At 73.3% G+C, this 24642-nt stretch carries 24 protein-coding genes; 11 read left to right on the plus strand and 13 right to left on the minus strand.

What is annotated here, in order from left to right:
* Positions 1-26 precede the first annotated feature (26 nt).
* Both AC07FJ_RS28575 and AC07FJ_RS28580 read left to right on the plus strand, forming a co-directional pair.
* Positions 27-512 (plus strand): Dps family protein, encoded by a 486-nt coding sequence (locus tag AC07FJ_RS28575; protein ID WP_361426864.1) that lies wholly within the window; start codon positions 27-29, stop codon positions 510-512.
* 307 nt (positions 513-819) lie between these two features.
* Positions 820-1062: a hypothetical protein gene (locus AC07FJ_RS28580; protein ID WP_479052281.1), complete on the plus strand. Its 243-nt coding sequence runs from the start codon at positions 820-822 to the stop codon at positions 1060-1062.
* Positions 1063-1085: 23 nt separating this feature from the next.
* Here AC07FJ_RS28580 and AC07FJ_RS28585 read toward each other — a convergent pair whose 3' ends face one another.
* Entirely contained in the window at positions 1086-1892 is an 807-nt protein-coding gene (locus AC07FJ_RS28585; RefSeq protein WP_479052145.1) for an Fpg/Nei family DNA glycosylase, read from the minus strand.
* Between the two features lie 45 nt (positions 1893-1937).
* On the minus strand, positions 1938-6578 hold the full coding sequence (locus AC07FJ_RS28590) for an ATP-dependent helicase (RefSeq protein ID WP_479052146.1): 4641 nt from the start codon (positions 6576-6578) through the stop codon (positions 1938-1940).
* A gap of 156 nt (positions 6579-6734) precedes the next feature.
* On the opposite strand from AC07FJ_RS28590, the gene AC07FJ_RS28595 reads away from it, so the two are divergent.
* From AC07FJ_RS28595 to AC07FJ_RS28605, 3 genes are read left to right on the plus strand one after another with little or no spacing between them, the layout of a single operon-like run.
* Positions 6735-7619, plus strand: coding sequence for an AraC family transcriptional regulator (locus AC07FJ_RS28595; protein WP_468296004.1), 885 nt, complete (start codon positions 6735-6737; stop codon positions 7617-7619).
* A 10-nt stretch (positions 7620-7629) separates the two neighbouring features.
* Positions 7630-8400 (plus strand): AzlC family ABC transporter permease, encoded by a 771-nt coding sequence (locus tag AC07FJ_RS28600; RefSeq protein WP_479052147.1) that lies wholly within the window; start codon positions 7630-7632, stop codon positions 8398-8400.
* Positions 8397-8705 carry an AzlD domain-containing protein gene (locus AC07FJ_RS28605; RefSeq protein WP_479052148.1) on the plus strand — a complete coding sequence of 103 codons (309 nt, stop codon included), beginning with the start codon at positions 8397-8399 and terminating at the stop codon, positions 8703-8705. Before AC07FJ_RS28600 ends, AC07FJ_RS28605 begins: the two co-directional genes overlap by 4 nt.
* An 81-nt stretch (positions 8706-8786) precedes the next feature.
* Here AC07FJ_RS28605 and AC07FJ_RS28610 read toward each other — a convergent pair whose 3' ends face one another.
* Positions 8787-9737, minus strand: coding sequence for a hypothetical protein (locus AC07FJ_RS28610; RefSeq protein WP_479052149.1), 951 nt, complete (start codon positions 9735-9737; stop codon positions 8787-8789).
* Between the two features lie 79 nt (positions 9738-9816).
* Here AC07FJ_RS28610 and AC07FJ_RS28615 point away from each other — a divergent pair, with 79 nt between their 5' ends.
* From AC07FJ_RS28615 to recX, 4 genes are all read left to right on the plus strand, one after another.
* Positions 9817-10011, plus strand: coding sequence for a DUF3046 domain-containing protein (locus tag AC07FJ_RS28615; protein ID WP_355356707.1), 195 nt, complete (start codon positions 9817-9819; stop codon positions 10009-10011).
* 148 nt (positions 10012-10159) lie between these two features.
* The gene (locus AC07FJ_RS28620) at positions 10160-11341 is read left to right on the plus strand and encodes an AI-2E family transporter (RefSeq protein ID WP_479052282.1); all 1182 of its coding nucleotides are present in this window, start codon (positions 10160-10162) and stop codon (positions 11339-11341) included.
* Between the two features lie 208 nt (positions 11342-11549).
* Positions 11550-12686: a recombinase RecA gene (recA, locus tag AC07FJ_RS28625; protein WP_479052150.1), complete on the plus strand. Its 1137-nt coding sequence runs from the start codon at positions 11550-11552 to the stop codon at positions 12684-12686.
* 3 nt (positions 12687-12689) lie between these two features.
* Positions 12690-13259 (plus strand): recombination regulator RecX, encoded by a 570-nt coding sequence (gene recX, locus AC07FJ_RS28630; RefSeq protein WP_479052151.1) that lies wholly within the window; start codon positions 12690-12692, stop codon positions 13257-13259.
* A 139-nt stretch (positions 13260-13398) separates the two neighbouring features.
* On the opposite strand, the gene AC07FJ_RS28635 is transcribed toward recX, so the two are convergent.
* The 8 genes from AC07FJ_RS28635 to AC07FJ_RS28670 all read right to left on the minus strand — a co-directional run bounded on the left by AC07FJ_RS28635 (position 13399) and on the right by AC07FJ_RS28670 (position 20095).
* A complete protein-coding gene (locus tag AC07FJ_RS28635; protein WP_479052283.1) occupies positions 13399-13812 on the minus strand; it encodes a rhodanese-like domain-containing protein in 414 nt (137 codons plus the stop codon).
* Positions 13813-13871: 59 nt separating this feature from the next.
* The gene (locus AC07FJ_RS28640) at positions 13872-14396 is read right to left on the minus strand and encodes a cupin domain-containing protein (RefSeq protein ID WP_479052284.1); all 525 of its coding nucleotides are present in this window, start codon (positions 14394-14396) and stop codon (positions 13872-13874) included.
* Between the two features lie 127 nt (positions 14397-14523).
* Complete coding sequence (locus tag AC07FJ_RS28645; RefSeq protein WP_355356953.1) at positions 14524-14610, minus strand: putative leader peptide; 87 nt, start codon at positions 14608-14610, stop codon at positions 14524-14526.
* 43 nt (positions 14611-14653) lie between these two features.
* Entirely contained in the window at positions 14654-16318 is a 1665-nt protein-coding gene (locus tag AC07FJ_RS28650) for an FAD-dependent monooxygenase (protein WP_479052152.1), read from the minus strand.
* A gap of 189 nt (positions 16319-16507) precedes the next feature.
* Complete coding sequence (locus AC07FJ_RS28655; protein WP_479052153.1) at positions 16508-17461, minus strand: amino acid ABC transporter permease; 954 nt, start codon at positions 17459-17461, stop codon at positions 16508-16510.
* The gene (locus tag AC07FJ_RS28660; protein WP_479052154.1) at positions 17458-18105 is read right to left on the minus strand and encodes an amino acid ABC transporter permease; all 648 of its coding nucleotides are present in this window, start codon (positions 18103-18105) and stop codon (positions 17458-17460) included. Before AC07FJ_RS28660 ends, AC07FJ_RS28655 begins: the two co-directional genes overlap by 4 nt.
* Before the next feature lie 152 nt (positions 18106-18257).
* The gene (locus AC07FJ_RS28665) at positions 18258-19178 is read right to left on the minus strand and encodes a glutamate ABC transporter substrate-binding protein (RefSeq protein WP_468296037.1); all 921 of its coding nucleotides are present in this window, start codon (positions 19176-19178) and stop codon (positions 18258-18260) included.
* Between the two features lie 131 nt (positions 19179-19309).
* Positions 19310-20095, minus strand: a complete 786-nt coding sequence (locus tag AC07FJ_RS28670) for an amino acid ABC transporter ATP-binding protein (protein ID WP_361426904.1) — start codon at positions 20093-20095, stop codon at positions 19310-19312.
* A 253-nt stretch (positions 20096-20348) separates the two neighbouring features.
* Between AC07FJ_RS28670 and AC07FJ_RS28675 the strand changes: the two genes are divergently transcribed.
* Positions 20349-21248, plus strand: coding sequence for a response regulator transcription factor (locus AC07FJ_RS28675; protein WP_479052155.1), 900 nt, complete (start codon positions 20349-20351; stop codon positions 21246-21248).
* 13 nt (positions 21249-21261) lie between these two features.
* On the plus strand, positions 21262-22653 hold the full coding sequence (locus tag AC07FJ_RS28680; protein WP_479052156.1) for a sensor histidine kinase: 1392 nt from the start codon (positions 21262-21264) through the stop codon (positions 22651-22653).
* 12 nt (positions 22654-22665) lie between these two features.
* On the opposite strand, the gene AC07FJ_RS28685 is transcribed toward AC07FJ_RS28680, so the two are convergent.
* Positions 22666-23664: a TAXI family TRAP transporter solute-binding subunit gene (locus AC07FJ_RS28685; RefSeq protein ID WP_479052157.1), complete on the minus strand. Its 999-nt coding sequence runs from the start codon at positions 23662-23664 to the stop codon at positions 22666-22668.
* Between the two features lie 108 nt (positions 23665-23772).
* Positions 23773-24636: a class I SAM-dependent methyltransferase gene (locus tag AC07FJ_RS28690; RefSeq protein ID WP_479052158.1), complete on the minus strand. Its 864-nt coding sequence runs from the start codon at positions 24634-24636 to the stop codon at positions 23773-23775.
* Between the last annotated feature and the right edge of the window lie 6 nt (positions 24637-24642).

Below are 24642 nucleotides of genomic sequence, written 5' to 3' on the forward strand. Positions count from 1 at the left end.
CCGCGCGCTCGAACGGAGGATTCGGAATGACTGTCGTGAAGAGCTCTCTGCCCGACGCCGACCTCAAGGTGGTCGGCGAAGCCCTGCAGGGGGCGCTGGTGGACGTGGTGGACCTGTCCCTGGTGGCCAAGCAGGTGCACTGGAACGTTGTCGGACCGCGGTTCCGCTCCATTCACCTCCAGCTCGACGAGGTCGTGGCCACCGCGCGCCAGCACGCCGACATCGTGGCGGAGCGTGCCTCGACGCTGGGCGTGAACCCGGACGGGCGAGCCTCGTCGGTCGCTTCGAGCAGCGCCATCGGGAACGTACCGACGGGCTGGATCAAGGACGACGACGCGGTGAAGATCATGGTGGACGCGCTCGTCACCGTGGTCGGACGGATGCGGGAGCGCATCGCCGCGACCGACGAGCCGGACCCGGTGACGCAGGACCTGCTGATCGCGCTGACCGCCGATCTCGAGAAGCACGGGTGGATGTTCCAGGCCGAGAGCCGCCAGGCGGACAGTGTGTAAGCGGCGCGGAGCCGGATTACGCGCGCGTGGCGGTACGGGCGTTACAGGCGGTACGGCGCCGGCGGAGCGCGAGGAGCGCGTGAGGGCTGCCGGGTGCGCGCGGGAGGCGCGCACCGGTACGCCCCTCCCGCCGGTTGACCGGCCGGTCTAGCGTCGACCGGAGGAGGCGGCCATGGTACGGCGACGGGTCTCGCGGCCGATACCCGAACGGCGGTCGGCGGCGGCTGGACTACCGGCGGGCGGACTGCAGGTGGCTGGACAACGGGGCCCCGGGCGCCCAATACCCGAACGGCGGGTGGGCGCGCGGCTGGTGACGGCCGGGCGGGTGACGCTGGCGCTGGTGCTGGGCGGACTGTGGTGCTGGGCGGTGCTGCGACTTGCCCTGGCGCCGGGTCAGGCGGGCGTCGTGGAGGGTGCCGTGGCGGCCGGCGGATGGGGGCTCAGTCTCCTGCCGGTGCACGCCGCGTCACCGCCGACGCGCAGGGCCTCCAAGGGGTCCAGGGCCTTGAGGTTCACCAGGACGGTGCGGTGGGGCCGTTCGCGCGCGTGACGCGCTCCGGCGCCGAGAAGGCGTCACCTGCCGGCGGCGGCCTCGGGGCCGGGGCCCTTCTGGCATCCGGGGCACCAGTACGAGATCCGCTCGTGCCGGTCGTCCCAGCGGATCGGGGCGCCGCAGCGGTAACAGGGCTGGTGCCTGCGGCCGTAGACGTACACCTTCTGGTCGGGGCGTGAACCCGGCATGGTGCGGCGCTCGACGCGCTCCTTGTTCTCCTCCAGCAGGCGGTGGGCGGTGGCGACGAGCCGTTCGGGCACGCCGGGCGGCAGGTCGCCGACGGGGAGCCAGGGGGTGACGCGGGCGAGGAAGGCGAGCTCGCACTTGAAGACATTGCCGATGCCGGCGAGGTTCCGCTGGTCCAGCAGCGCCTCGCCGAGAGGCCGCGCCGGGTCGGCGCACACACGGCGTACGGCTTCCTCGAAGTCCCAGTCCGGGCCGAGGAGATCGGGGCCCAGGTGGCCTACGACGGTGTGTTCGTCGCTGGTACGGATGAGGTCTAGGACGGGCAGGCGGTAGCCGACGGCGGTGTGGGCCGTGGTGGCGAGGATGGCCCGGATCTGGTGGGCGGGGCCGCCGCGCCAGCGCTCGTCGGCCGCGAAGACGCGCCATGAGCCGTCCATCCGGAGATGGGAGTGCAGGGTCAGCCCGCCCTCGATGCGGGTGAGCAGGTGCTTGCCGCGCGGAGTGACGCCGAGGACCTCACGGCCGGTCAGGTCGGCGGTGGCCAGCTTGGGGACGCGGAGGTCGGAGCGCGTCAGGAGCCTGCCCGCGAGGGCGGTGTGCAGGCGACGGGCGGTCAGCCAGACGGTGTCTCCTTCGGGCATGTCTCCATGATGGGCCAGTGCCGGCGGCCGGTGCGCTCGCGGCTGCTACGCGCGCAGCCGCAGGCCTCGCGGGGTCGCGTGGAAACCGGCCGCCTCCAGGGCGCGGGACAGCGGCGACGTCAGGGCCGCCGTGCCGTTGATCCGCTCCACGGTGACGGTGCCCAGGGCGCCCGCGCGGGCGGCCTCGGCCAGCGCCTCGGCCGCCGCCCGCAGGACCGGGTCCTCCGGCTCGGTGGACCAGGACAGCAGGCTCTTGCCGCCGCGCTCCATGTAGAGCGCGAGCTCGCCGTCGACGAGCACGACGAGGGAGCCCGCCTTGCGGCCCGGCTTGTGCCCGGCGCCCGTCGGGGGCTCGGGCCAGGACAGGGCGGCGCCGTACGCGTTGGCCGGGTCGGCGGCGGCGAGGACCACCGCGCGCGGGGCGGCGCCGGGCTCGGCGCGGTCGCGCGCGGTCGCCGCCGCGCGGAGGCGGTCGACCGCGCCGTCCATCGCGAACTGGGCGGCGCCCAGGCCCTCGACGACATAGCCGCGGCGCGCCTGCCCACTGTCCTCGAACGCCGAGAGGACGCGGTACGTCGCCGAGAAGCCGCCCTCCACGCCTTCGGCGGCCACGGCGCCGCGCGTGACCACGCCGTGCCGGTCCAGCAGGGTGCGGGCCAGGGCGTGGGCGCGGTGCGTCGGGTCCGGCTCGGCGGGCGGCAGCAGTGACCAGCGGCCGCTCACGGTCGGCGGGCCGGAACGGGAGGCGGCACGGCCGGTCGGGCGGGCGGCCGCGGTGAGGGTGCCGTACCGGCCGCGCGGGACGGTGCGCTTGGCACGGTGGGCGGTGGCGCCCGCCGTACGGCCCGAGCCGAGAAGGGCGCGCAGCGGCGCGAGGGTGTCGTTGGTGAGCCGGCCGGACCAGGCCAGGTCCCACAAGGCGTCGGCGAGCTGCGGATCGGTGGTGTCGGGATGGGTGGTGGCGCGGACCTGGTCGGCGATCTGGCGGAAGAACAGGCCGTAGCCGCCGGAGAGCGCCGTGAGGATCGACTCGTGGAGGGCCGTGAGCTCCAGGGGGTGGGGTGGGGGCAGGAGGAGCGGGGCGGCGTCGGCGAGGTAGAGCGAGACCCAGCCGTCCTTGCCGGGCAGCGCCCCGGCCCCGGCCCACAGGACCTCGCCCGTGGTGGTGAGCTCGTCGAGGAGGGTGGGCGCGTAGTGCGCCACGCGGGAGGGCAGGATCAGTTTTTCGAGCGCGGACGCGGGGACCGGGGCGCCCTGCAACTGCTCGATGGCGCGGACCAGCCCGTCGATCCCGCGCAGGCTGCTGCTCCCGAGGTGCTGCCACTGGGGCAGGAAGGTCGCCAGGGCGGCCGGCGGGACCGGCTCCAGCTCGTGGCGGAGGGCGGCCAGGGAGCGGCGGCGCAGGCGGCGCAGAACGGCGGCGTCGCACCACTCCTGGCCGATGCCGGAAGGGTGGAACTCGCCCTGGACGACCCGCCCGCTCGCGGCCAGGCGGTGCAGCGCGCCGTCGGTGACGGCGACGCCCAGACCGAAGCGTGCGGCGGCCTGCGAGGACGTGAACGGGCCGTGCGTGCGGGCGTACCGGGCGAGGAGGTCGCCGAGCGGGTCCTTCACGGGCTCGGTGAACGCCTCCGGGACGCCGACCGGCAGCGCGGTGCCCAGGGCGTCGCGCAGCCGGCCCGCGTCCTCGACGGCCGCCCAGTGATCGGCCCCGGCGATACGGACGCGGATCGCCCTGCGCGTCCTGGCGAGGTCCTGCGCCCACGCCGGGTCGGCGCCGCGCTCCGCCAGCTCGGCGTCGGTGAGCGGGCCGAGCACGCGCAGGGCGTCGGCGGCGCCCTCCACGTCCTTGACGCGGCGGTCCTCGGCGAGCCACTGCAGCTCGCGCTCCAGCTCGGTCAGGACGTCCGCGTCGAGCAGCTCCCGCAGCTCCGCCTGGCCCAGCAGCTCGGCCAGCAGCCGGGAGTCCAGGGACAGGGCGGCCGCCCGCCGCTCGGCGAGCGGGGAGTCGCCCTCGTACAGGAACTGGGCGACGTACCCGAAGAGGAGCGAGCGGGCGAAGGGGGACGGCTCGGGGGTGGTGACCTCGACCAGGCGGACGCGGCGCGACTCGATGTCGCCCATCAGCTCCTGGAGGCCCGGCACGTCGAAGACGTCCTGGAGGCACTCGCGGACGGCCTCCAGCACGATCGGGAACGAGCCGAACTCGCTCGCCACCTGGAGCAGCTGGGCCGCGCGCTGGCGCTGCTGCCACAGGGGGGTGCGCTTGCCGGGGTTGCGGCGCGGCAGCAGCAGGGCGCGGGCCGCGCACTCGCGGAACCGGGAGGCGAAGAGCGCGGAGCCGCCCACCTGGTCGGTGACGACCTGGCCGACGTCGGCCTTGTCGAAGACGACGTCGGCGGCGCCGACCGGGGCCTGCTCGCTGTCGTACTCCAGACCGGGCGCGGGCGTGGATGCCGGGTCCGGGTCGAGCAGGTCCAGGCCCATCAGGTCGGCGTCGGGCAGCCGCAGCACGATGCCGTCGTCCGCGTGCATCACCTGGGCGTCCATGCCGTACCGCTCGGAGAGGCGGGCGCCGAGAGCCAGGGCCCAGGGGGCGTGCACCTGGGCGCCGAACGGCGAGTGGACCACCACCCGCCAGTCGCCCAGCTCGTCGCGGAACCGCTCCACCAGGATGGTGCGGTCGTCCGGGACGTGACCGCAGGCGCGGCGCTGCTCGTCCAGGTACGCCAGGAGGTTGTCCGCAGCCCACGCGTCCAGGCCCGCCGCCACCAGGCGCAGCCGGGCGTCGTCCGGCTCCAGCGAGCCGACCTCGCGGAGGAAGGCCCCCACCGCGCGGCCCAGCTCCAGGGGCCGGCCCAGCTGGTCGCCCTTCCAGAACGGCAGCCGCCCCGGCACGCCCGGGGCGGGGGAGACCAGCACCCGGTCGCGCGTGATGTCCTCGATCCGCCACGAGGAGGTGCCGAGCGTGAACACGTCGCCCACGCGCGACTCGTACACCATCTCCTCGTCGAGCTCCCCGACCCGGCCGCCGCCCTTCTTCGGGTCGGCGCCCGCCAGGAACACCCCGAACAGGCCCCGGTCGGGGATCGTGCCGCCCGAGGTGACCGCGAGGCGCTGCGCCCCCGGCCGGCCCGTGATGGTGCCGGCGATCCGGTCCCACACCACGCGCGGGCGCAGCTCGGCGAACGCGTCGGAGGGATAGCGGCCGGCGAGCATGTCCAGGACGGCCGTGAACGCCGACTCCGGGAGGGACGCGAAGGGCGCCGCGCGCCGCACCACCGCGAGCAGGTCGTCGAACTGCCAGGTGTCCAGGGCGACCATGGCGACCACCTGCTGCGCCAGCACGTCCAGCGGGTTGGACGGGACGCGCATCGACTCGATGGAGCCGCTGCGCATCCGCTCGGTGACCACGGCCGCCTGCACCAGGTCACCGCGGTACTTCGGGAAGACGACACCGGTCGACACCGCGCCCACCTGGTGCCCGGCCCGGCCCACGCGCTGGAGGCCCGAGGCGACGGACGGCGGCGACTCGACCTGGACCACCAGGTCCACCGCGCCCATGTCGATGCCCAGCTCCAGGCTGGAGGTGGCGACCACGGCGGGCAGGCGGCCCGCCTTGAGGTCCTCCTCGACCAGGGCACGCTGCTCCTTGGAGACCGACCCGTGGTGCGCCCGGGCCAGCAGCGGCGGGGCGCCCCGCGCCGCGCCCGACTGGGCCATCAGCTCGGCCGGTGACCGGTCCTCGGGGAGGGCCTCTCCGGTGGCGCGCTCGTAGGCGATCTCGTTGAGCCGGTTGCACAGGCGCTCGGCCAGCCGACGCGAGTTGGCGAAGACGATCGTCGAGCGGTGCGCCTGTACGAGGTCGGCGATCCGCTCCTCGACGTGCGGCCAGATCGACGGCCGCTCGGCCTGGTCCGTGTCCGTGGCGGGGGAGCCCCCGAGCTCGCCGAGGTCCTCGACCGGGACGACGACGGAGAGGTCGAACTCCTTGCCGGAAGGCGGCTGGACGATCTCCACCTTCCGCTGCGGGGACAGATAGCGGGCCACCTCGTCCACCGGGCGCACCGTCGCCGACAGGCCGATGCGGCGCGCCGGCCGCGGCAGCAGCTCGTCCAGCCGCTCCAGGGACAGGGCCAGGTGCGCGCCCCGCTTCGTACCGGCGACGGCGTGGACCTCGTCGAGGATCACCGTCTCGACGCCGGACAGGGCGTCCCGGGTCGCGGAGGTGAGCATCAGGAACAGCGACTCGGGCGTGGTGATCAGGATGTCCGGCGGCCGGGTGGCCAGCGAGCGCCGTTCGGCGGCCGGGGTGTCACCGGAGCGGATGCCGACCCGCACCTCCGGCTCGGGCAGCCCCAGCCGGACCGCCTCCTGGCGGATGCCGGTCAGCGGACTGCGCAGATTGCGCTCGACGTCGACCGCGAGCGCCTTGAGCGGCGACACGTACAGCACCCGGCAGCGCTTCTTGGCGTCCGCGGGCGGCGGGGTGGCGGTGAGCCGGTCCAGCGCGGCGAGGAACGCGGCCAGGGTCTTGCCGGAACCGGTCGGCGCCACCACCAGCACGTCCGAGCCCGCGCCGATCGCCCGCCACGCGCCCTCCTGCGCGGCGGTGGGCGCGCTGAAGGCCCCCGTGAACCAGGCGCGGGTCGCGGGGGAGAAGGAGTCGAGCGCAGTCCTGGCCATGTCCACCATCGTGCACCCCGCCACTGACAATCCGGCCCGGCGGCGGGGCCGCACGCCCGTCCGCGCCATGGACGCGCAGGTCGGAGGCGTTACGGACGGATGCAGGAGGCGTACGGACGGACGCGGTAGGCGGGCGGACGGGCGCAGAATGGAATCATGGCGAGCGAGCGGAACGGTGAGCGGGGCGGCGACCGGGACGGCGAGTGGGCCAGGCACTGGAACTACCCCGGAGTGCCCGGGCTCGACCTCCTCCGGGCGCGCTACGTACGCCACACCTTCGCGCGCCACAGCCACGAGGGGTTCGTCCTCGGTGCGGTCCGCCGCGGGGCCGAGGACGTGGTCATGCCGGAGGGCACGATCCGCGCCCGCCCCGGCACCGTCGTCATGATCAACCCGGAGGTGCCGCACTCCGCGCACGCCGGGGCACCCGAAGGCTGGTCGTACGCGACCCTCTACCCGTCGTCCGCCCTGGTGGCCGGGATCGCGGCGGAGGAGACCACGCTGCGCGGTACGCCCGGCTTCGCCGAGACCATCGTCGAGGACGAGGACACCGCCCGGCTCGTCCGCGCCGTGCACCGGGCGGCCGAGGAGGGCAACGCGCTGGCCGCCGACAGTCTCCTGCGCGTCGCCATAGCCCGGCTGCTGCACCGCCACGGCCAGACGCTGCCCGCCCGCGCGCCGCTCGCCGCCGGGGCCCGCACGGCGTCCCTGGCCCGGGAGCTCCTCCAGGCGCGGATGGCGGAGCCGCCCTCCCTGGAGCAGCTCGCGCGCGAACTCGGCACCAGCCCGTTCGCCCTGCTGCGGGCCTTCAAGGCCGCCTACGGCATGCCGCCGCACACCTGGCTCACCAACGCGCGCGTGCGTGCCGCCCGTGACCTCCTGGAGGCCGGCACCGCGCCCGCGGCCGCCGCCGTCGCGGTCGGCTTCACCGACCAGCCGCACCTGAACCGGCACTTCACGCGCATCGTCGGCGTTCCACCGGGCGCCTACCAGCGCGAACGCGCAAGAACGTACAAGACCGGGAACGACCCCCGCCCGTAGCGTCCCGGGCGTGGCAGAACAGACAGCACTCACCAGAGACACCGGAGAACCGGTACAGCCGACAGCCGCACCGCCCATGGGCAAGGCCGACAGCGCCGTCGTCCGCGACGCGCTCGGCGTCGGGCTGGCCGTCGGCCTGTCCGGCTTCGCCTTCGGCGTGACGTCGGCCGGCGCGGGGCTGACCCTCCTGCAGACCTGCGCGCTCAGCCTCCTGGTCTTCACCGGCGCCTCGCAGTTCGCGCTCGTGGGGGCGCTCGCGGCCGGCGGGAACCCGTTCACCGCGGCGGCCGGCGCCTTCTTCCTGGGGACCCGCAACGCCTTCTACGGGCTCCGCCTGTCCCAGCTGCTCGCCCTGCCCCGCCTCGTACGCCCGCTCGGGGCCCACTGGGTCATCGACGAGACCGCCGCCGTCTCCCTCGCCCAGCCCACGCGCCGTGCCGCGCGGATCGGCTTCACCGTCACCGGGCTCACCCTGTACGTGCTGTGGAACCTCACCACGTTCCTCGGCGCCCTGGGGGCCGAGGCCATCGGCGACACCAACGCCCTGGGTCTGGACGCCGCAGGACCGGCCGTCTTCCTCGCCCTGCTCGCGCCCATGCTCCGTACGGCCACCGAGCGGGCCGTCGCCGGGCTCGCCGTCGTGCTGGGGCTCGTGTCCCTGCCCCTGCTGCCCGCGGGGGTGCCGGTGCTCGTCGCGGCGCTCGCGGCACCGGCCGTGCTGTGGTTCCAGGGGCGCGGGGCGCTCGGCGACCGCCCGGGACGGCGGGGGGCGGAGCGTTGAGCGTCTGGATCGCCATCGGCCTCACCGCCGCAGGCTGCTACCTGCTGAAACTGACCGGTCTCCTCGTCCCGGCCGCGACCCTGGAGAGGCCGCTCGTCCAGCGGCTGTCCGCGCTGCTGCCCGTCGCCCTGCTGGCCGCCCTGACCGCGCAGCAGACCTTCAGCGCGGGCGGCTCCCTGGTCGTCGACGCGCGCGGTGCCGGCCTCGCGGCCGCGGCGCTCGCGCTGGTCCTGCGCGCGCCCTTCCTGGTGGTGGTCGCCGCCGCGGTGGCGGTGACGGCGGTGGTACGGGCCCTGGGCGGCTGACGCCGGCCCCTCCGTACGGCCGGCTCCTCCGTACGGTCGGCCCCGCGCCAGCCCCTCCGTACGGCGGCCGGCGGCGCCGGTTCAGCCGATCGGGCGGCCGTACGCGCGCAGCGTCCGCAGCGCCTCGATGGTCACGATCGGCCGCCATTCCAGGGCCGTCCCCGGGGCCCACTCGCGCCAGCGGATCGGCCAGCCCCCGTCCTCCCGCTGCTCGGCGGCGAGGTGGTCCAGCGAGCGCGCCATCTCCTCGTCCGTGAACCAGCGCCGGGCCAGGGAGTCCGGCACCCGCGCGTAGTCGTGCGGGAAGTGGTGCTCGCCCGGCGCGTACCCCGGCGGGAGCGGGAAGTCCCCGACGCGCGCCGGGTCCAGCACCGCGAGCCGCTGCTCCCGCACCGACCGGCCCAGCCGGTCCGCCGCCGCCTCCGCCCTGGCCCGGTCCGGGACGCCGTCCAGGAACGCGACGGCGGCCTGGATCTCGTACGGGTGCGACTTCTCCAGCCCCTCGACCGCGGCCCAGCAGAAGTCCGTGGCGCGGAACAGCCACGCGTGCCACACCTGGTTCCGGTGCAGAAGCCCCACCACCGGCCCGGTGGCCAGCAGGTCGCTGGGCGGGTCGTCGACGACCGGCAGGAACGGCGCGATCGGATAGCCCCGCACGGAGGGGTGCAGCGCGGGCAGCGCGCCGTCATGCGTGGACACCCCCGTCAGGTAGCGGCACACGCGCTCCACGCGCATCCCGCCGCACCGGCCGATGGAGTCCAGCACCCGCAGCGCGTGCGCCGTGTGCAGGGGCTGGCTGACGGGGCCGCGCAGATCCGGCTCCAGCGCGTGCCCGTAACCGCCGTCCTCGTTGAGGTACGCGGTGAGGGCGGCCTCGACCGCGTCGGCGCCGCCGCCGAGGAAGTGGTACGCGAAGCGCCGCTGTTCGAGCACGCGGGCCGTCAGCCAGACGAAGTGCTCGGCGCGCGTGAGAGGGGTTCCGGCGAGCGGGGCCCCGGCGAGGGGAGTTCCAGCGAGGGGAGTTCCAGCCATGTTCCGACGGTAGGGCGGAAAGGGCTTTCGGCAAGCAGTGCGGACAGGGCTGCACTCTCAGGAGCGGGATACTGGGTTCATGCGGTTGACGATTTTCTGGGAGCGCATGGCGGACCACTTCGGTTCGGCGTACGCCGAGTCCTTCGCGCGGGACCACGTGATGTCCGAACTCGGCGGTCGTACGGTGCACGAGGCGCTGCGGGCCGGCTGGGAGGCCAAGGACGTGTGGCGGGCGGTCTGCGAGGCGGTGGGCGTCCCCGCGGACAAGCGCTGACGCGCATCGCCGGGGATTCCCGGGGCATACGCCGGTTGTCCGAGCCGTACGCGAGACTTGCCCCGTGGCCCCGACTGACGAGAACGAGACGACGACCACCGTGCCCCCGACCGGGAAAGAGTCCGCCCCACCCCCGGCCGGCGGCCGTATGCCCCGCTGGCTGCCACGCGCGATGGTGCTCGCCCTGGCCCTCTACGCCTGCTTCCAGCTCGGCAGCTGGGCCTTCCACCAGCTCATCGGCCTGCTGATCAACATCCTGATCGCCTTCTTCCTGGCGCTGGCGGTCGAGCCGGCGGTCGGGCGGATGGCGGCCCGCGGCATGCGCCGCGGCCTCGCCACCTTCCTGGTGTTCTTCGCGGTCGTGGCCGTCGGCGTCGGGTTCGTGGTGCTCCTCGGCTCCATGCTGGCGGGGCAGATCATCGAGATCGTCGAGGACTTCCCCCGCTACCTGGACTCGCTGATCAACTGGAGCAACCACACCTTCCACACCGAGCTGTCCCGGGTCGAGGTCCAGGACAGCCTGTTGCGCTCCGACTGGCTGCGCAAGTACGTCCAGAACAGCGCCAGCGGTGTGCTGGACGTCTCCGCGACCGTGCTCGGCGGGCTGTTCAAGCTGCTGACTATCTTCCTGTTCTCGTTCTACTTCGCGGCCGACGGGCCCCGGCTGCGCCGGGCCCTGTGCTCCGTACTCCCGCCGGCCAAGCAGGCCGAGGTGCTGCGCGCCTGGGAGATCGCCGTCGACAAGACGGGCGGCTACCTCTACTCGCGCGGCCTGATGGCCCTGATCTCCGGTCTGGCGCACTACGTCCTGCTGGAGTTCCTGAGCGTGCCCTACGCGCCGGCGCTGGCGGTGTGGGTGGGCCTGGTGTCGCAGTTCCTCCCGACCATCGGCACGTACCTGGCGGGCGCCCTGCCGATGCTCATCGCCTTCACCGAGAACCCCTGGTACGCGCTGTGGGTGCTGGCGTTCGTGGTGGTGTACCAGCAGTTCGAGAACTACGTGCTGCAGCCCAAGCTCACCGCCAGGACCGTCGACATCCACCCGGCGGTCGCCTTCGGGTCGGTGGTCGCCGGCACGGCGCTGCTGGGCGCGGTCGGGGCGCTCATCGCGATCCCGGCGGTCGCCACCCTCCAGGCGTTCCTCGGGGCCTATGTGAAGCGGTACGACGTGACGGAGGACCCGCGCGTCCACGGCCACCGGCGCCATGGCGAGCTGGTGCTGGCCAGGGTGCAGCGGGCGCTGCGGGCCAAGAAGGAGCAGGCAGGCGACGAGAACCCGCCCGCCTCGCCCCGCCTCCCCGACCAGGCTCCGCCGCGCGACGGTGCCTGAGCCGGGTCCGGCGCGGCGCGCTTGACACTAAAATCGAACATCCATTCTTATGGGGTTCCGGCCCGGAATTCCGGGGGTACGTGACGCTGTTCACGGAGTTGTCCACAGAGTTATCCACAGGCCGGAGGGATGGCGGGGCCCATTGTCAGTGGCAGGGGTTAGCGTCTTTGACGTGAAGCGATCGACACAAGCAAACCGGGTGGAACCCATGGCAGGTACCGACCGCGAGAAGGCGCTCGACGCCGCTCTCGCACAGATTGAACGGCAATTCGGCAAGGGCGCTGTGATGCGCATGGGCGAGCGGTCGAGGGAGCCCATCGAGGTCATCCCGACCGGCTCGACCGCGCTCGACGTGGCGCTCGGCGTCGGCGGCCTGCCGCGCGGCCGTGTGGTGGAGATCTACGGCCCGGAGTCCTCCGGTAAGACGACCCTGACCCTGCACGCCGTGGCCAACGCGCAGAAGGCCGGCGGCCAGGTCGCGTTCGTCGACGCGGAGCACGCCCTCGACCCCGAGTACGCCAGGAAGCTCGGCGTCGACATCGACAACCTGATCCTGTCCCAGCCCGACAACGGCGAGCAGGCCCTGGAGATCGTGGACATGCTCGTCCGCTCCGGCGCGCTCGACCTGATCGTCATCGACTCGGTGGCGGCGCTCGTCCCGCGTGCCGAGATCGAGGGCGAGATGGGCGACTCGCACGTCGGTCTCCAGGCCCGCCTGATGAGCCAGGCGCTCCGGAAGATCACCAGCGCGCTCAACCAGTCCAAGACCACGGCGATCTTCATCAACCAGCTCCGCGAGAAGATCGGTGTGATGTTCGGCTCGCCGGAGACCACGACCGGTGGCCGCGCGCTGAAGTTCTACGCCTCCGTGCGCATCGACATCCGCCGCATCGAGACCCTCAAGGACGGCACGGAGGCGGTCGGCAACCGCACCCGCTGCAAGGTCGTGAAGAACAAGGTCGCGCCGCCCTTCAAGCAGGCCGAGTTCGACATCCTCTACGGACAGGGCATCAGCCGCGAGGGCGGCCTGATCGACATGGGCGTGGAGCACGGCTTCGTCCGCAAGGCGGGCGCCTGGTACACGTACGAGGGCGACCAGCTCGGCCAGGGCAAGGAGAACGCCCGGAACTTCCTGAAGGACAACCCCGACCTCGCCAACGAGATCGAGCGGAAGATCAAGGAGAAGCTGGGCGTCGGCGTCCGCCCGGAGACCCCGGCGACCGAGCCGGGCGCGGACGCGGCGGACGCGGCGGTCGCGGCCGCCCCGGACGACACCGCGAAGTCGGTGCCCGCTCCGGCGGCGAAGGCCACCAAGGCGACCAAGGCCACGGCGGCCAAGGCCTAGCCCATGGCCCGCCGTACCGAATGGCCGGGTGACAGCGCCGACTCGTCGAGGGCCGAGCAGGAGCTGTCGCCCCAGGATCCGGCTGAGCGGGCGCGGGCGATCTGCCTGCGCCTGCTCACCGGGACCCCGCGCACCCGCAAGCAGCTCGCGGACGCGCTGCGCAAACGCGAGATCCCGGACGAGGTCGCCGACGAGGTCCTCTCGCGCTTCGAGGACGTCGGCCTCATCGACGACGCGGCCTTCGCGGGCGCGTGGGTGGAGTCCCGGCACCACGGCCGGGGCCTGGCCCGCCGCGCCCTCGCCCGGGAGCTGCGTACCAAGGGGGTCGACGCCGAGCTGATCGACGAGGCGGTCGGGCAGCTCGACGCCGAGCAGGAGGAGGCCACGGCCCGCGAGCTGGTGGCGCGCAAGCTCCGCGCCACCCGCGGCCTCGACCGCGACCGCCGCCTGCGCCGCCTCGCGGGCATGCTCGCCCGCAAGGGCTACTCCGAGGGCATGGCGCTGCGCGTGGTGCGCCAGGCCCTGGAGGAGGAGGGCGAGGACACGGACGACCTGCCGTTCGACCCCTCCTGACCGATCCCTGCGTGACTGCTCCCTGCCCGACCGATCCCTGCCTGATCGGGCCACGCCCGGCCGGTCCCTCCCCGGCCGGCCCCTCCTCGGCCGGTCTTTTCGTGACCAAGCCCTTCCCGGCGGGCCCGCTTCCGGGCGGTCACGGCCCGTTCGCCGGGACCGACTCGACCGGCAGGCTCTCCGCCCGCCACGCCTGGAAGCCGCCGATCAGGTCCGTCGCGCGGTGGAGGCCCAGCTGGTGCAAGGATGCGGCCGCCAGCGAGGAGGCGTAGCCCTCGTTGCACACGACCACGATCCGCAGGTCGTGGCTCACCGCCTGCGGCACGCGATGACTGCCCCGCGGGTCCAGGCGCCACTCCAGTTCGTTGCGCTCCACGACCAGCGCCCCGGGGATCAGCCCGTCGCGTTCGCGCAGCGCCGCGTACCGGATGTCCACCAGCAGCGCGTCATCCGCCGCGGCCGCCGCCCACGCCTCGCGCGGCGTCACCCGCGGCGCCACGCGGGCCAGGTGCGCCCGGACCCGTTCCAGCAGCTCGTCGATGCCCACCCGCACGGAAGCCGAAGCCGCACCCGCGCCCGTACCCGTGCCCGTTCCCGCACCCGTGCCCGTACTCACTGCCAGTCCTCCGGACGCTCGACCTGCTCCAGCCGCAGCACCGCGCCGGTCCGGCTGAACCGGCGGATCAGCGGCAGCGGCGGATAGTACGCGTGGACCGAGATGGCGTGTTCGGTCGCCGACTCGTTCAGCACCTCGTGCACATGGTGCCGCCCGAAGGCGCGCCCGCGTCCCGCCGGTAGCACCCGTCGGCGGTCGACGTCATCCGTCAGCTCCAGCGACCGCCAGCCGCCCGCGGGCAGCCGTACGGAGAGCGACTGCTCCCGGAGTTCACCGCGTGCGGTGGCGAACGCGCCGATCGACTCGGCGTGGTCGTGCCACCCCGTGCCGGAGCCCGGCGGCCACCCGATGAGCCACGCCTCGCTGCCTCCCGGCCCGTCCAGCCGCACCCAGGTGCGGCCCTCCGGATCGAGCGGAAGTGAAGCGATCAACTTGGCGTCGGCGGCGGTACGGCGGGCGAAGTCGAGCAGCTCGGCGGCGTTCGGCGCCGCGGGATCGGCGGCACGGCCGGCCAAGCGCACGGAGACGTGCGGGGAGGAGACATGCGGGGAGGAGACATGCTGGGGCACGGGAAACCGTCCTGGAAGTCGCGAAGGCGCGTACGCGCGGGATGGACCCACCGCGGGTACGCAGGGAAGGGAGGCGAGTTCAGCAGGACGGACGACACACGCAGCCCGCGTAGCGGAGCAGGTCCATATGGACCCTCCGCCACAGGCGTACCACGGTGCCGTTCATGATCCGGAGTACACCATGGACGCCCGTGACGGTCAATCGACCGTCAACCGCGGCTGAACGCCACGTCGGCGTCGGCGTCCGCGTCCGCGGTCGTCCGGTCGCGCCGTGCCGCCTCCGGCGCCCCGCCCCGCAGCGCGTCGGCCGCCGCACGCAGTTCCTCCGGCCGCACCCCGGCGAACGCCGCCGCCAGGTGTCCGTCGGGCCGCACCAGCAGCACGGTGTGCGCGGCGGCCCCCGGATACGCCTCCGTGACCAGCAGCTCACCGGCGACCGGCAGCGCCTCCACCGCCGCCGCGAGCCGGGGCATCACCCCCGCGGTCATCCAGTGCCGCCGGTCCCACACGCCCGTCCCGGGCGCGACCAGCACCACCAGCAGACGCCCGCGCCCCAGCCGGTCGCGCAGCCGCCCGGTCGTGCCGTCCTCCGGCGCCGTCACCCGCACATCGGCGACCGGCGCGCCCAGCGGTGTGCCCACGGCCGTGTGCCCCTCGGCGTACGGAGGTGCGAGGGGGGAGTGCGGGTACGCGGGGGGCGCACCGAGCGGCCCGCGCCCCACGTGGCCGTCCGTCAGCAGCGCGTCGTGCCCGCCGCCCCGCAGGTACGTCCGGAGCCCGCCGGCACCCCGGAGCACCGGCAGCGACTGGTCGGCGGCTCGCAGCCGCGCCGCGACCGCCGTGCGCCGCTCGGCCTGGTAGCTGTCGAGCAGCGCCTCCGAGGCGCCGTGGTGCCAGGCCATCGCCAGCTTCCAGGCCAGGTTGTCGGCGTCCCGCAGCCCCTCGTCCAGCGCCTGCGTACCGAGCGCGCCCAGCAGATGGGCCGCGTCCCCGGCGAGGAAGGCCCGCTCCACGCGCCACCGCTTGGCGAGCCGGTGGTGCAGCGTGTAGACGCCCGTGTCGATCAGGTCGTACGGCGGGGCCTGGCCGCACCAGCCGTCCAGCGTCTCGCGGATCCGCGCGAGCAGCGCGTCGGGCGTCACCAGGTCGCCACGCGGCGGCAGCAGCCAGTCCAGCCGCCAGGCGCCGCCGGGCAGCGGCCGCGCCGTCACCTCCTCGCCCGCGCCGCGCCACGGCGGCTGACGGTGCAGCAGCCCCTCGCCCTCCCAGGGGAGTTCGGCGCGCAGGGTGGCGACGGCGTGCCGTTCGACCGCCGTACGCCCGGGGAAGCGCACCCCAAGCAGCTTGCGCACGGTGGAGCGGGCTCCGTCGCAGCCGACCAGGTAACCGCCGCGCCACCAGGTCGACTCGGGCCCGCGCGTGTGCACGGTGACGCCGTCGGCGTCCTGCTCGACCGCGTCCACCCGGCTGTGCGTGACCACCCGCACCAGACCCCGCCGGGGCAGCGCGGCGATGGCCGCCCGCAGCCCGCGCGTGAGGGCGTGCTGCGCCATGTGCAGCGGCGGGACCGGGTCACCGTCCTCCTCCGGGGGGAACGGTTCCGCGCCTTCCGCGAAGAGCACGTGCCGCGTCTCCTGCTTGCGCCGCATCGACCGCCACCCGCTCCAGCGGGTCCCCTCGGCCCGTACGGTCGTGCACCCGAGGCGTTCGACGAACGCCGCCGTGTCCGGACGCAGCACGGCGGTCCGGGCCGCGCGGGGTTCGTCCTCGCCGGGGCCCTCGTCCAGGACGACGGAGGGGACGCCCTGCGCGGCCAGCGCGAGAGACAGCGCGAGCCCGACCGGGCCCGCGCCGACCACGATCACCGGGTCCACGGCGTGACTCCAGGACCAGCGACCCCACGAGCACCGAGAACAGCACACACATCGAAAAGGGCGGGACAAGCGGCCGGAGCCGGGCGCGAGGTGATCACACTACGTATGCAACCCACTGCCGGTGCTTGCGTCAAGCGACGAGGGCAGCGACGCGGACGCCACTGCCCTCACCAGCCATACGGTCCAGCCCTACGAGGAGCCGGCCCCACCGGCGCCGTCGCCCCCGCCCGGAGGCATCCCCATGGTGACCGCGTTGCCGCCCGCCTGACCGGCGTCCTGGCTCAGTACCTTCGTGGCCGCGGCGGAGGCGGGCTCGGCCGCCGACGCCACCCCGATGCCGGTCTTGGCGCGGCGCCCGCGCTTCTCGATCCAGGTGGCCAGCGCCGACAGCGCCAGGCACATCGCCACGTAGATCGCGCCGACGACCACGATCGTCGACACGTACGGGTACATGCCGTTGACCTGCGTGTTGGAGGCGATCAGCCGGGCCGTCTGGAGCAGCTCGGGGTACAGGATGATGAAGCCGAGCGAGGTGTCCTTCAGGGTCACCACCAGCTGGCTGATGATCGTCGGCAGCATCGCCCGGACGGCCTGCGGCAGCAGCACGGTCGTCATGACCTGCGTCTTGTTCATGCCGAGCGCGTACGCGGCCTCCCGCTGGCCCTTCGGTACGGCGTTGACGCCGGCGCGCAGCACCTCGGCCTGGACGCAGCCGTTGTAGATCGACAGGCCGGCCGCCAGCGCCCACATCGAGTAGTCGGTCAGGAAACCGACCCACACGGCGTAGATGGTGATCAGCAGCGGGATGGAGCGGAACAGCTCGATGAAGCCGGTCGCCAGCCACCGGACCGGCTTGTGGTCGGAGAGCCGGGCGACGGCCAGCAGCACGCCGAGCACCAGCGAGCCGACGGCGGCGATGCCGAACGCCTTGAGGGTGGCGAGGATGGCGTCGGCGATGTTCTGCCGGATGCCCGCGTAGTTGAAGATGTCCCACATCTCGGGGGCGAGGTGCCCCTTGTCGCTCAGCCGCACGATCGTGACGGCGAGCAGCCCCACGACGGCGAGGGTGCCGATGACGGCGTAGACGCGGTTGCGGATGACGGCCTTCGGGCCGGGTGCGTCGAAGAGAACGCTGGCGCTCATCGGGCGACCTCCAGGCGGCGCTCGAGGACTCGGAAGACCCCACTGATGGAGAACGTGACCACCAGGTAGGCGAGGGAGACCCAGATGAAGATGGGGATGATGTCGTAGCCCTCTTCGCTCACCAGCTTCTGCCAGCCGAAGAGCTCGGTGACGCTGAAGGCGCCCGCGATGGCCGAGTTCTTGGTGAGCGCGATGAAGATGGAGCTCAGCGGCGGCAGCACGGTCCGGGTGGCCTGCGGCAGCACGATCAGCCGCAGTGTCTGCGAGAACGACATGCCCAGGGAGCGGGCCGCCTCGGCCTGGCCCAGCGGCACCGTGTTGATGCCGGAGCGGACCGCCTCGCAGATGAAGGAGGAGGTGTAGCAGCCGAGGGCGATCGAGCCGAGGACGAAGGGGCTCATACCCGGGAAGAGGATCTCCGGCACCACGAACGTCGTCACCAGGAACAGCAGCGTCAGCGGCGTGTTCCGCAGCAGGGTGACCCAGAGGGTGCCGAACAGGCGCAGCGGCGGGACGGGCGAGACCCGGAAACCGGCGATGACGATGCCGAGCACCAGCGCGATGACCGAGCTGACGAGGGTGATCGACACGGTTCCTATGAAGCCGTCACGGAAATCCGAGAAATAGTCCAGCAGTACGTTCATGAGGTCTCCGCGTCGGCGGTCAGCGGCTTACGGTCAACGGTCTTTGCGGCTCTGGGGGGTGAGCTCTGGGGGTGAGCAAGGGCTGTAGCGCCCGGCACGCTCGCGTACGGGGCGCTACAGCAGGCACAGCCGGAGCTGTGGCGATCAGCGGCTCAGTAGCGGACGATCGCCGGCGGCTCGGTGTAGGCGGAGCCGGACAGGCCCAGGGTCGCCTCGTAGATCTTCTTGTACGTGCCGTCCTTGACGCGGTTCTCCAGCGACTTGTTGATCGCCTCGCGCAGGACCTTGTCGTCCTTGTTGAGACCCACGCCGTACGGCTCCTGGGTGAACGGCTTGCCGATGACCTTCAGCTTGGTCGGGTTCTGCGCGGCGTAGCCCTTGAGGATCGCGTCGTCCGTCGTGAGGGCGTCGACCTGCTTGGTGAGCAGCTGCTGGACGCAGTCCGAGTACTTGGCGAGCTCGGTGGCCTGGGCGCCGTACTGCGGCTTCTTGATCTCCTGCAGCGGGGTGGAACCCTTGATGGAGCAGACCTTCTTGCCCTTGACGGTCTCCGGGCCGGTGATCGAGGTCTCGTCCTTGCGCACGAGGAGGTCGGCGCCGGCCTTGTAGTACGGGCCCGCGAAGCCGACCAGCGCCTTGCGCTTGTCGTTGATCGTGTACGTACCGACGTAGTAGTCGACCTGGCCCTTGGAGATGGCCGTCTCGCGGGTGCTGGAGTCGACGGTCTTCCACTCGATCTGGTTCTCGGTGAAGCCCAGGTCGGCGGCGATCATCTTGGCGATCTCGATGTCGAAACCGGAGCGCTGCTTCGTCGCCTGGTCCTCGAAGCCGAGGTACGGCTGGTCGGCCTTGGAGCCGATGATCAGCTTGCCGCGCTCCTTGGCCGCCTTGAAGGTCGGCGAGTCGAGGTTCACGTCCGTGGCGACGATGTACTTCGGCAGGGCCGGCGCGTTCGACGCGCCCGGCTGCACACCGCTCGGCTTGTCGCCGGCGGAGCCCTCCTTGCCGCCGCAGGCGGTCGCGGTCAGCGCGAGCACAGCGACGGCCACGGCCGCCGTCTTGCGGAGCTTCATGGTGAACATCCCTTGAGTCGTGGTTCGTTGGTCGCCAGGTGTCGTACGAAGATCCTGGCCATCAGTGATCCCGGCCATCAGTGCTCCCGGCCGTCGGCGATCCCGGCCGTCGGTGGCCCTGGCCCTGGCCCTCAGTGGTGGAGGATCTTCGACAGGAAGTCCTTGGCCCGGTCGCTGCGCGGACTGCTGAAGAACTGCTCCGGCGACGCCTCCTCGACGATCCGGCCGTCCGCCATGAAGACGACGCGGTTGGCGGCCGAGCGCGCGAACCCCATCTCGTGGGTGACGACCACCATCGTCATCCCGTCGCGCGCCAGCTGCTGCATCACCTCGAGGACTTCGTTGATCATCTCGGGGTCGAGCGCCGAGGTCGGCTCGTCGAAGAGCATGACCTTCGGGTCCATGGCCAACGCCCGGGCGATCGCCACGCGTTGCTGCTGTCCGCCGGAGAGCTGGGCGGGGTACTTGTCGGCCTGCGAGCCGACGCCCACGCGGTCGAGCAGCGTCCGGGCCTTCCGCTCCGCCAGGCTCTTGTCCGCCCTGCGGACCTTGACCTGGCCCAGCATGACGTTCTCCAGCACGGTCTTGTGCGCGAAGAGGTTGAACGACTGGAAGACCATGCCGACGTCGGCGCGCAGCCGGGCCAGCTCCTTGCCCTCCTGGGGCAGCGGCTTGCCGTCGATGGTGATCGTGCCGGAGTCGATCGTCTCCAGCCGGTTGATGGTGCGGCACAGCGTGGACTTCCCGGACCCGGACGGTCCGATGACGACCACGACCTCGCCACGGGCGATGGTCAGGTCGATGTCCTGGAGCACATGCAGCGCGCCGAAGTGCTTGTTGACGTTGCTCAGCACGACCAGGTCGCTCGCCGTCGGTGCGGCATCCTCCGCGCCCTTGGTCACTGACACTCCGCTCATCGGCTTCTTGCTCCGTCCTCCTCGGTTGGAGAGGACATTAAGCACGCGGTGCGACCAGCGTCATTACATCTGAGCTGAAATTGAGCATAACGATCCGGCTGCGACCGGACACCAAGGGTGAGCGGGGCAGGCATCCTGAGTACGGCTGGGTAACGGAAACCGCGGTGCCGCCGGAAGGCTCTTGACGGGCATGCCCGGCATCGGCGTTCATGCCCTGGTAACCCACGCGTACGCACCTTCAGGAGGGGGGCCCATGAGACTGCTGCTTGTCGAGGACGACGACCACGTCGCCGCGGCCCTCGCCGCCATCCTCAGGAAGCACGGCTTCCACGTCACGCACGCCCGCAACGGCGAGGAGGCCCTCCAGGCCGTCCTGCCCGCCGCGGCAGGCACCTCCACGGTCGGCACCCCCGCGGCGGGCACCCCCGTCTCCGCCGCCGCCTTCGCCACGGGCGCCGCCGCACCGGGCAACGGCGGCGCGGGCGCCGGTACCGCCCGCGGCCCCTTCGACGTCGTGCTCCTCGACCTCGGCCTGCCCGACCAGGACGGCTACCAGGTCTGCGGCAAGATCCGGAAGCTCACCACCGCCCCGGTCATCATGGTCACCGCGCGCGCCGACGTACGCTCCCGGATCCACGGCCTGAACCTCGGCGCCGACGACTACGTCGTCAAGCCGTACGACACGGGCGAGTTGCTCGCCCGCATCCACGCCGTCAGCCGCCGTACGGCCACCACGGGCACCGGCGGCGCCGGCACGGACAACGGCACGGCGGGCGCGGGCGCGGGCACGGACGCCGGCGGGAACGGCGCCGGAGGCCCCGGACCACAGGGCACGGCCCGCGTCCCCGGCGAGGCACCGCCCCTGCACCTCGGGCCGGTCGTCATCGAGGTGCCCACCCGCCGGGTCAGCGTGGACGGCACGGTGATCCAGCTCACCCGCAAGGAGTTCGACCTCCTCGCCCTCCTCGCGCAGCGCCCCGGCGTCGTCTTCCGCCGCGAGCAGATCATCAGCGAGGTGTGGCGCACCAGCTGGGAGGGGACCGGACGCACCCTGGAGGTGCACGTGGCGTCCCTGCGCGCCAAGCTGCGGATGCCCGCCCTCATCGAGACCGTGCGCGGCGTCGGCTACCGCCTGGTCGCCCCGGCCGCGTAACCCCCCCCGCCCTGTGCGCACCCGCCTCCTTCCGCTCCTCATCGTCCTCATGGCGGGCGTGCTGCTCGCGCTCGGCTTCCCGCTCGCCGGCAGCCTCGCCGCCGCACGCCAGCAGACCGTCGTCGTCGACCGGATCGACGACACCGCCCGCTTCGCCGCACTCGCCCAGTTCGTCACCGAGAGCGGACCGGGCATCGACGAACGCAAGGCCACCCTCGAGGGCGAGCTCGCCCGCTACCACGAGGTGTACGGGATCCACGCCGGCGTCTTCTACCGCGATGGCACCGCCATGGCCCGCGCCCCCCACAACTGGACCATCCCCGGGGACGGCGAACCCCGCCGCGCCTTCCGCGAGGCGCTGCTGGGCCGCCGCAGCCACAACCCGCCGCAGGTCCTGCCCTGGCAGCCGAACGCCCGCCTCGCGGTCGCCTCGCCGGTCGTACGGGACGGGGACGTCGTCGCCGTCGTGGTCACCGACTCGCCGACCGGGCCGCTGCGCTCGCGCATCCTGCACGGCTGGCTGCTGATCGCGGCCGGTGAGTCGGCGGCCATGCTGCTGGCGGTCGGCGCCGCGTTCCGGCTCACCGGGTGGGTGCTCAAGCCCGTACGCGTCCTGGACGCGGCCACCCACGACATCGCGACCGGGCGGCTGAACTCGCGCGTCGCCGCGGCCGGCGGCCCGCCCGAACTGCGGCGCCTCGCCCGCTCCTTCAACGAGATGGCCGACAACGTCGAGGAGGTCCTGGAGCAGCAGCGCGCCTTCGTCGCCGACGCCTCGCACCAGCTGCGCAACCCGCTCGCCGCCCTGCTGCTGCGCATCGAGCTGCTCGCCCTCGAACTGCCCCCCGGCAACGAGGAGATCGCCTCCGTACGCACGGAGGGCAAGCGCCTGGCCCAGGTCCTGGACGACCTGCTGGACCTGGCGCTGGCCGAGCACGCCTCCGCGGACCTGCGGCTGACCGACATCGGCGCGCTGACGGCCGAGCGGCTCGACGCCTGGCGCGCGCTCGCCGACGAGAAGGGCGTCCACCTGACCGGGGCCACGCCCGCCGTGACCGCCTGGGCCGACCCGGTCGCGCTGTCCAGCGCCCTGGACGCCGTGATCGACAACGCACTGAAGTTCACCCCGGCCGGAGAGGAGGTCACGGTCACCGTCGCCGCCGACGGGGAGCGTTCCACGGTCGTGGTCACCGACCGCGGCCCGGGCCTGACCGACGACGAGCTGGCCCGCATCGGCGACCGCTTCTGGCGCAGCAACCGCCACCAGAACGTCAAGGGCTCCGGCCTCGGCCTGTCCATCTCCCGCGCCCTGCTCGCGGCGGGCGGCGGCTCGATCGACTACGCCCATCACGAGCCGCACGGTCTGCGCGTCACGGTCACCGTGCCGCGCAGCGCCCCCCACTGACCCTGGCCGTGGTCAGGGCTTGACGGAGAGGTAGTAGCGCCGCGCGCCCTCGTGCAGCGGCAGCGGGTCCGTGTAGATCGCCGTACGCAGGTCCACCAGCTGCGCCGGGTGCACCTCCCGCCCGATCCGGTCCCGGCTGCGGATGACCGTACGCGTGAACGCCTCCGCCAGCGCCGGATCCGTACGGTCGGTGGTCACCAGCAGGTTCGCCACGGCCACGGTCTCCACCGGGCGGCCCGCCTGCACCCGGGCGTAGGCGTCGGCGGGGATGACGGCGGAGCGGTAGTACCGGCTGGTGCCGCCCTGCGCGTGCATCCGGTCCACCAGCTCCTTCTCCAGCGGGACGAGCCGGACCGGGAAGCGCTCCGACAGCCGCTGTACGGCGTGGGTCGGCAGGCCGCCGGACCAGAAGAAGGCGTCCAGCCGGTCGGTCTCCAGCAGGCCGGGCATGGTGTCGATGCCGGCGGACATCGGCACGACGTCCCGCTCCGGGTCCAGCCCCGCCGCCTTGAGGATCCGGTTGGCCAGCAGCCGCACCCCCGAGCCCTGCTGCCCCACCCCGACCCGCAGCCCGCGCAGGTCGCGCGTCGAGCGCACCGTGGACGACTTCGGCACCACCAGCTGCACGTAGTCGTCGTACAGCCGCGCACAGCCCCGCAGCCCCTTCGAGCCGGGCCGGCCGTCGCGGAGGTGCGTGGCGACCGCGTCGGCCGTCGCGATGGTGAAGTCCGCCTCCCCGGACGCGACCCGGACCAGGTTCTGCTGCGAGCCCTCACTGGTCAGCAGACGTATCCGCACCTCCGGCACGTTCTGGGCGAGCGCCTCCTCCAGCAGCGCGCCGTAGCGCTGGTAGACCCCGCTCGGTACGCCGGTGCTGAAGGCGACCTCGCCGCGCGGGGCCGCCGTCTCGTCCGGCGCCGACCACCACAGGAACAGCGCCAGCACCACGAGGGCCGCGGCCGCGCCTTCGAGGGCGCGGCGGCGGCTGATGCGGGACAGGGCCTGGACCATGGCCGCGATCCTGCCAGCCCGCTCCCGTCATGGCCAGGCCCGCCCGTACGGAGGGCGCCTCCGCGCGGGCGGGCCGGGGGCGGGCGCTCAGGGCCGTACGGCGGTCGCTCAGGGCCGTACGGCGGTGGTGATGTGGTACCGCCACGTCTCCTGGTGCCGGTACAGCTCGACCCCGCTCATCGCGTTCACCAGCGCATGGCCGCGCCCCACGCCGCGCGCCACCGCGTACGGCACCCTCCCGAGGAGGGAGAAGGCGCGCAGCATGGGCAGGACGCGGGCGGTGGCGTCCGTGACGGACTCGACCGCGAAGCCCGTCTCGCCCAGGAGCTCCTCCAGGCGGCCGTGGGGCAGCATCATCATCCCCGGCATCGCCGCGAGCGCGCAGACGTCCGTCAGGACCCGCTCCGCCCGCGGTGTGAGCTCCGCGCTCGGGGTCCGCGAGTACTCGGACATCACCAGCCGCCCCCCGGGCCGTACGACGCGGAAGAACTCCGCCAGCGCGCGGCGCGGATCGGCGGAGTGGACGAAGGACTCCATGGTGTAGAGCCCGTCGAAGGCGCCGTCCGCGAACGGCAGCGCGTGGTAGTCGGCCACCAGGAACCGCGTCGCGCGGGCCGCCTCCCCGGGGGCCCGGGCGGCGGTACGGCGGCGGGCGAGGGCGACGTCGGACTCGATGCCGTCGATGCCCGTCACCCGCAGCCCGCCCTCCGCCGCGACGGTCCGGGCCACGTCGCCGACCCCGCACCCCGCGTCCAGGACGTGGGAGCCGGCGGGCAGCGCCAGCTCGCGGGCCGTGGTGACCTCCATGCGCCGCATGGAGGCGGCGAAACCCCAGGGCGACTGGCCGGGCTCGTACCACCCGAAGTGCCGCGTGCGCCCCAGGAGCATGGCGTAGCCCCAGCGGGAGCCGAGCCGCTTGTAGTACGGCAGGACGGAGCGCCGGTAGAACCGGGTGGGGTTCGTGGTTGCCATGGACGC

This window comes from Streptomyces sp. NPDC045998, assembly GCF_056430285.1.

Coding starts and splice junctions, on each gene's coding strand:
- AC07FJ_RS28575 (WP_361426864.1), top strand. CDS start 27: ATGACTGTCGTGAAGAGCTCTCTGCCCGACGCCGACCTCAAGGTGGTC.
- AC07FJ_RS28585 (WP_479052145.1), bottom strand. CDS start 1,892: ATGCCCGAAGGAGACACCGTCTGGCTGACCGCCCGTCGCCTGCACACC.
- AC07FJ_RS28590 (WP_479052146.1), bottom strand. CDS start 6,578: ATGGCCAGGACTGCGCTCGACTCCTTCTCCCCCGCGACCCGCGCCTGG.
- AC07FJ_RS28595 (WP_468296004.1), top strand. CDS start 6,735: ATGGCGAGCGAGCGGAACGGTGAGCGGGGCGGCGACCGGGACGGCGAG.
- AC07FJ_RS28610 (WP_479052149.1), bottom strand. CDS start 9,737: ATGGCTGGAACTCCCCTCGCTGGAACTCCCCTCGCCGGGGCCCCGCTC.
- AC07FJ_RS28615 (WP_355356707.1), top strand. CDS start 9,817: ATGCGGTTGACGATTTTCTGGGAGCGCATGGCGGACCACTTCGGTTCG.
- AC07FJ_RS28620 (WP_479052282.1), top strand. CDS start 10,160: ATGCCCCGCTGGCTGCCACGCGCGATGGTGCTCGCCCTGGCCCTCTAC.
- recA (WP_479052150.1), top strand. CDS start 11,550: ATGGCAGGTACCGACCGCGAGAAGGCGCTCGACGCCGCTCTCGCACAG.
- recX (WP_479052151.1), top strand. CDS start 12,690: ATGGCCCGCCGTACCGAATGGCCGGGTGACAGCGCCGACTCGTCGAGG.
- AC07FJ_RS28645 (WP_355356953.1), bottom strand. CDS start 14,610: ATGAACGGCACCGTGGTACGCCTGTGGCGGAGGGTCCATATGGACCTG.
- AC07FJ_RS28655 (WP_479052153.1), bottom strand. CDS start 17,461: ATGAGCGCCAGCGTTCTCTTCGACGCACCCGGCCCGAAGGCCGTCATC.
- AC07FJ_RS28660 (WP_479052154.1), bottom strand. CDS start 18,105: ATGAACGTACTGCTGGACTATTTCTCGGATTTCCGTGACGGCTTCATA.
- AC07FJ_RS28665 (WP_468296037.1), bottom strand. CDS start 19,178: ATGAAGCTCCGCAAGACGGCGGCCGTGGCCGTCGCTGTGCTCGCGCTG.
- AC07FJ_RS28670 (WP_361426904.1), bottom strand. CDS start 20,095: ATGAGCGGAGTGTCAGTGACCAAGGGCGCGGAGGATGCCGCACCGACG.
- AC07FJ_RS28675 (WP_479052155.1), top strand. CDS start 20,349: ATGAGACTGCTGCTTGTCGAGGACGACGACCACGTCGCCGCGGCCCTC.
- AC07FJ_RS28685 (WP_479052157.1), bottom strand. CDS start 23,664: ATGGTCCAGGCCCTGTCCCGCATCAGCCGCCGCCGCGCCCTCGAAGGC.
- AC07FJ_RS28690 (WP_479052158.1), bottom strand. CDS start 24,636: ATGGCAACCACGAACCCCACCCGGTTCTACCGGCGCTCCGTCCTGCCG.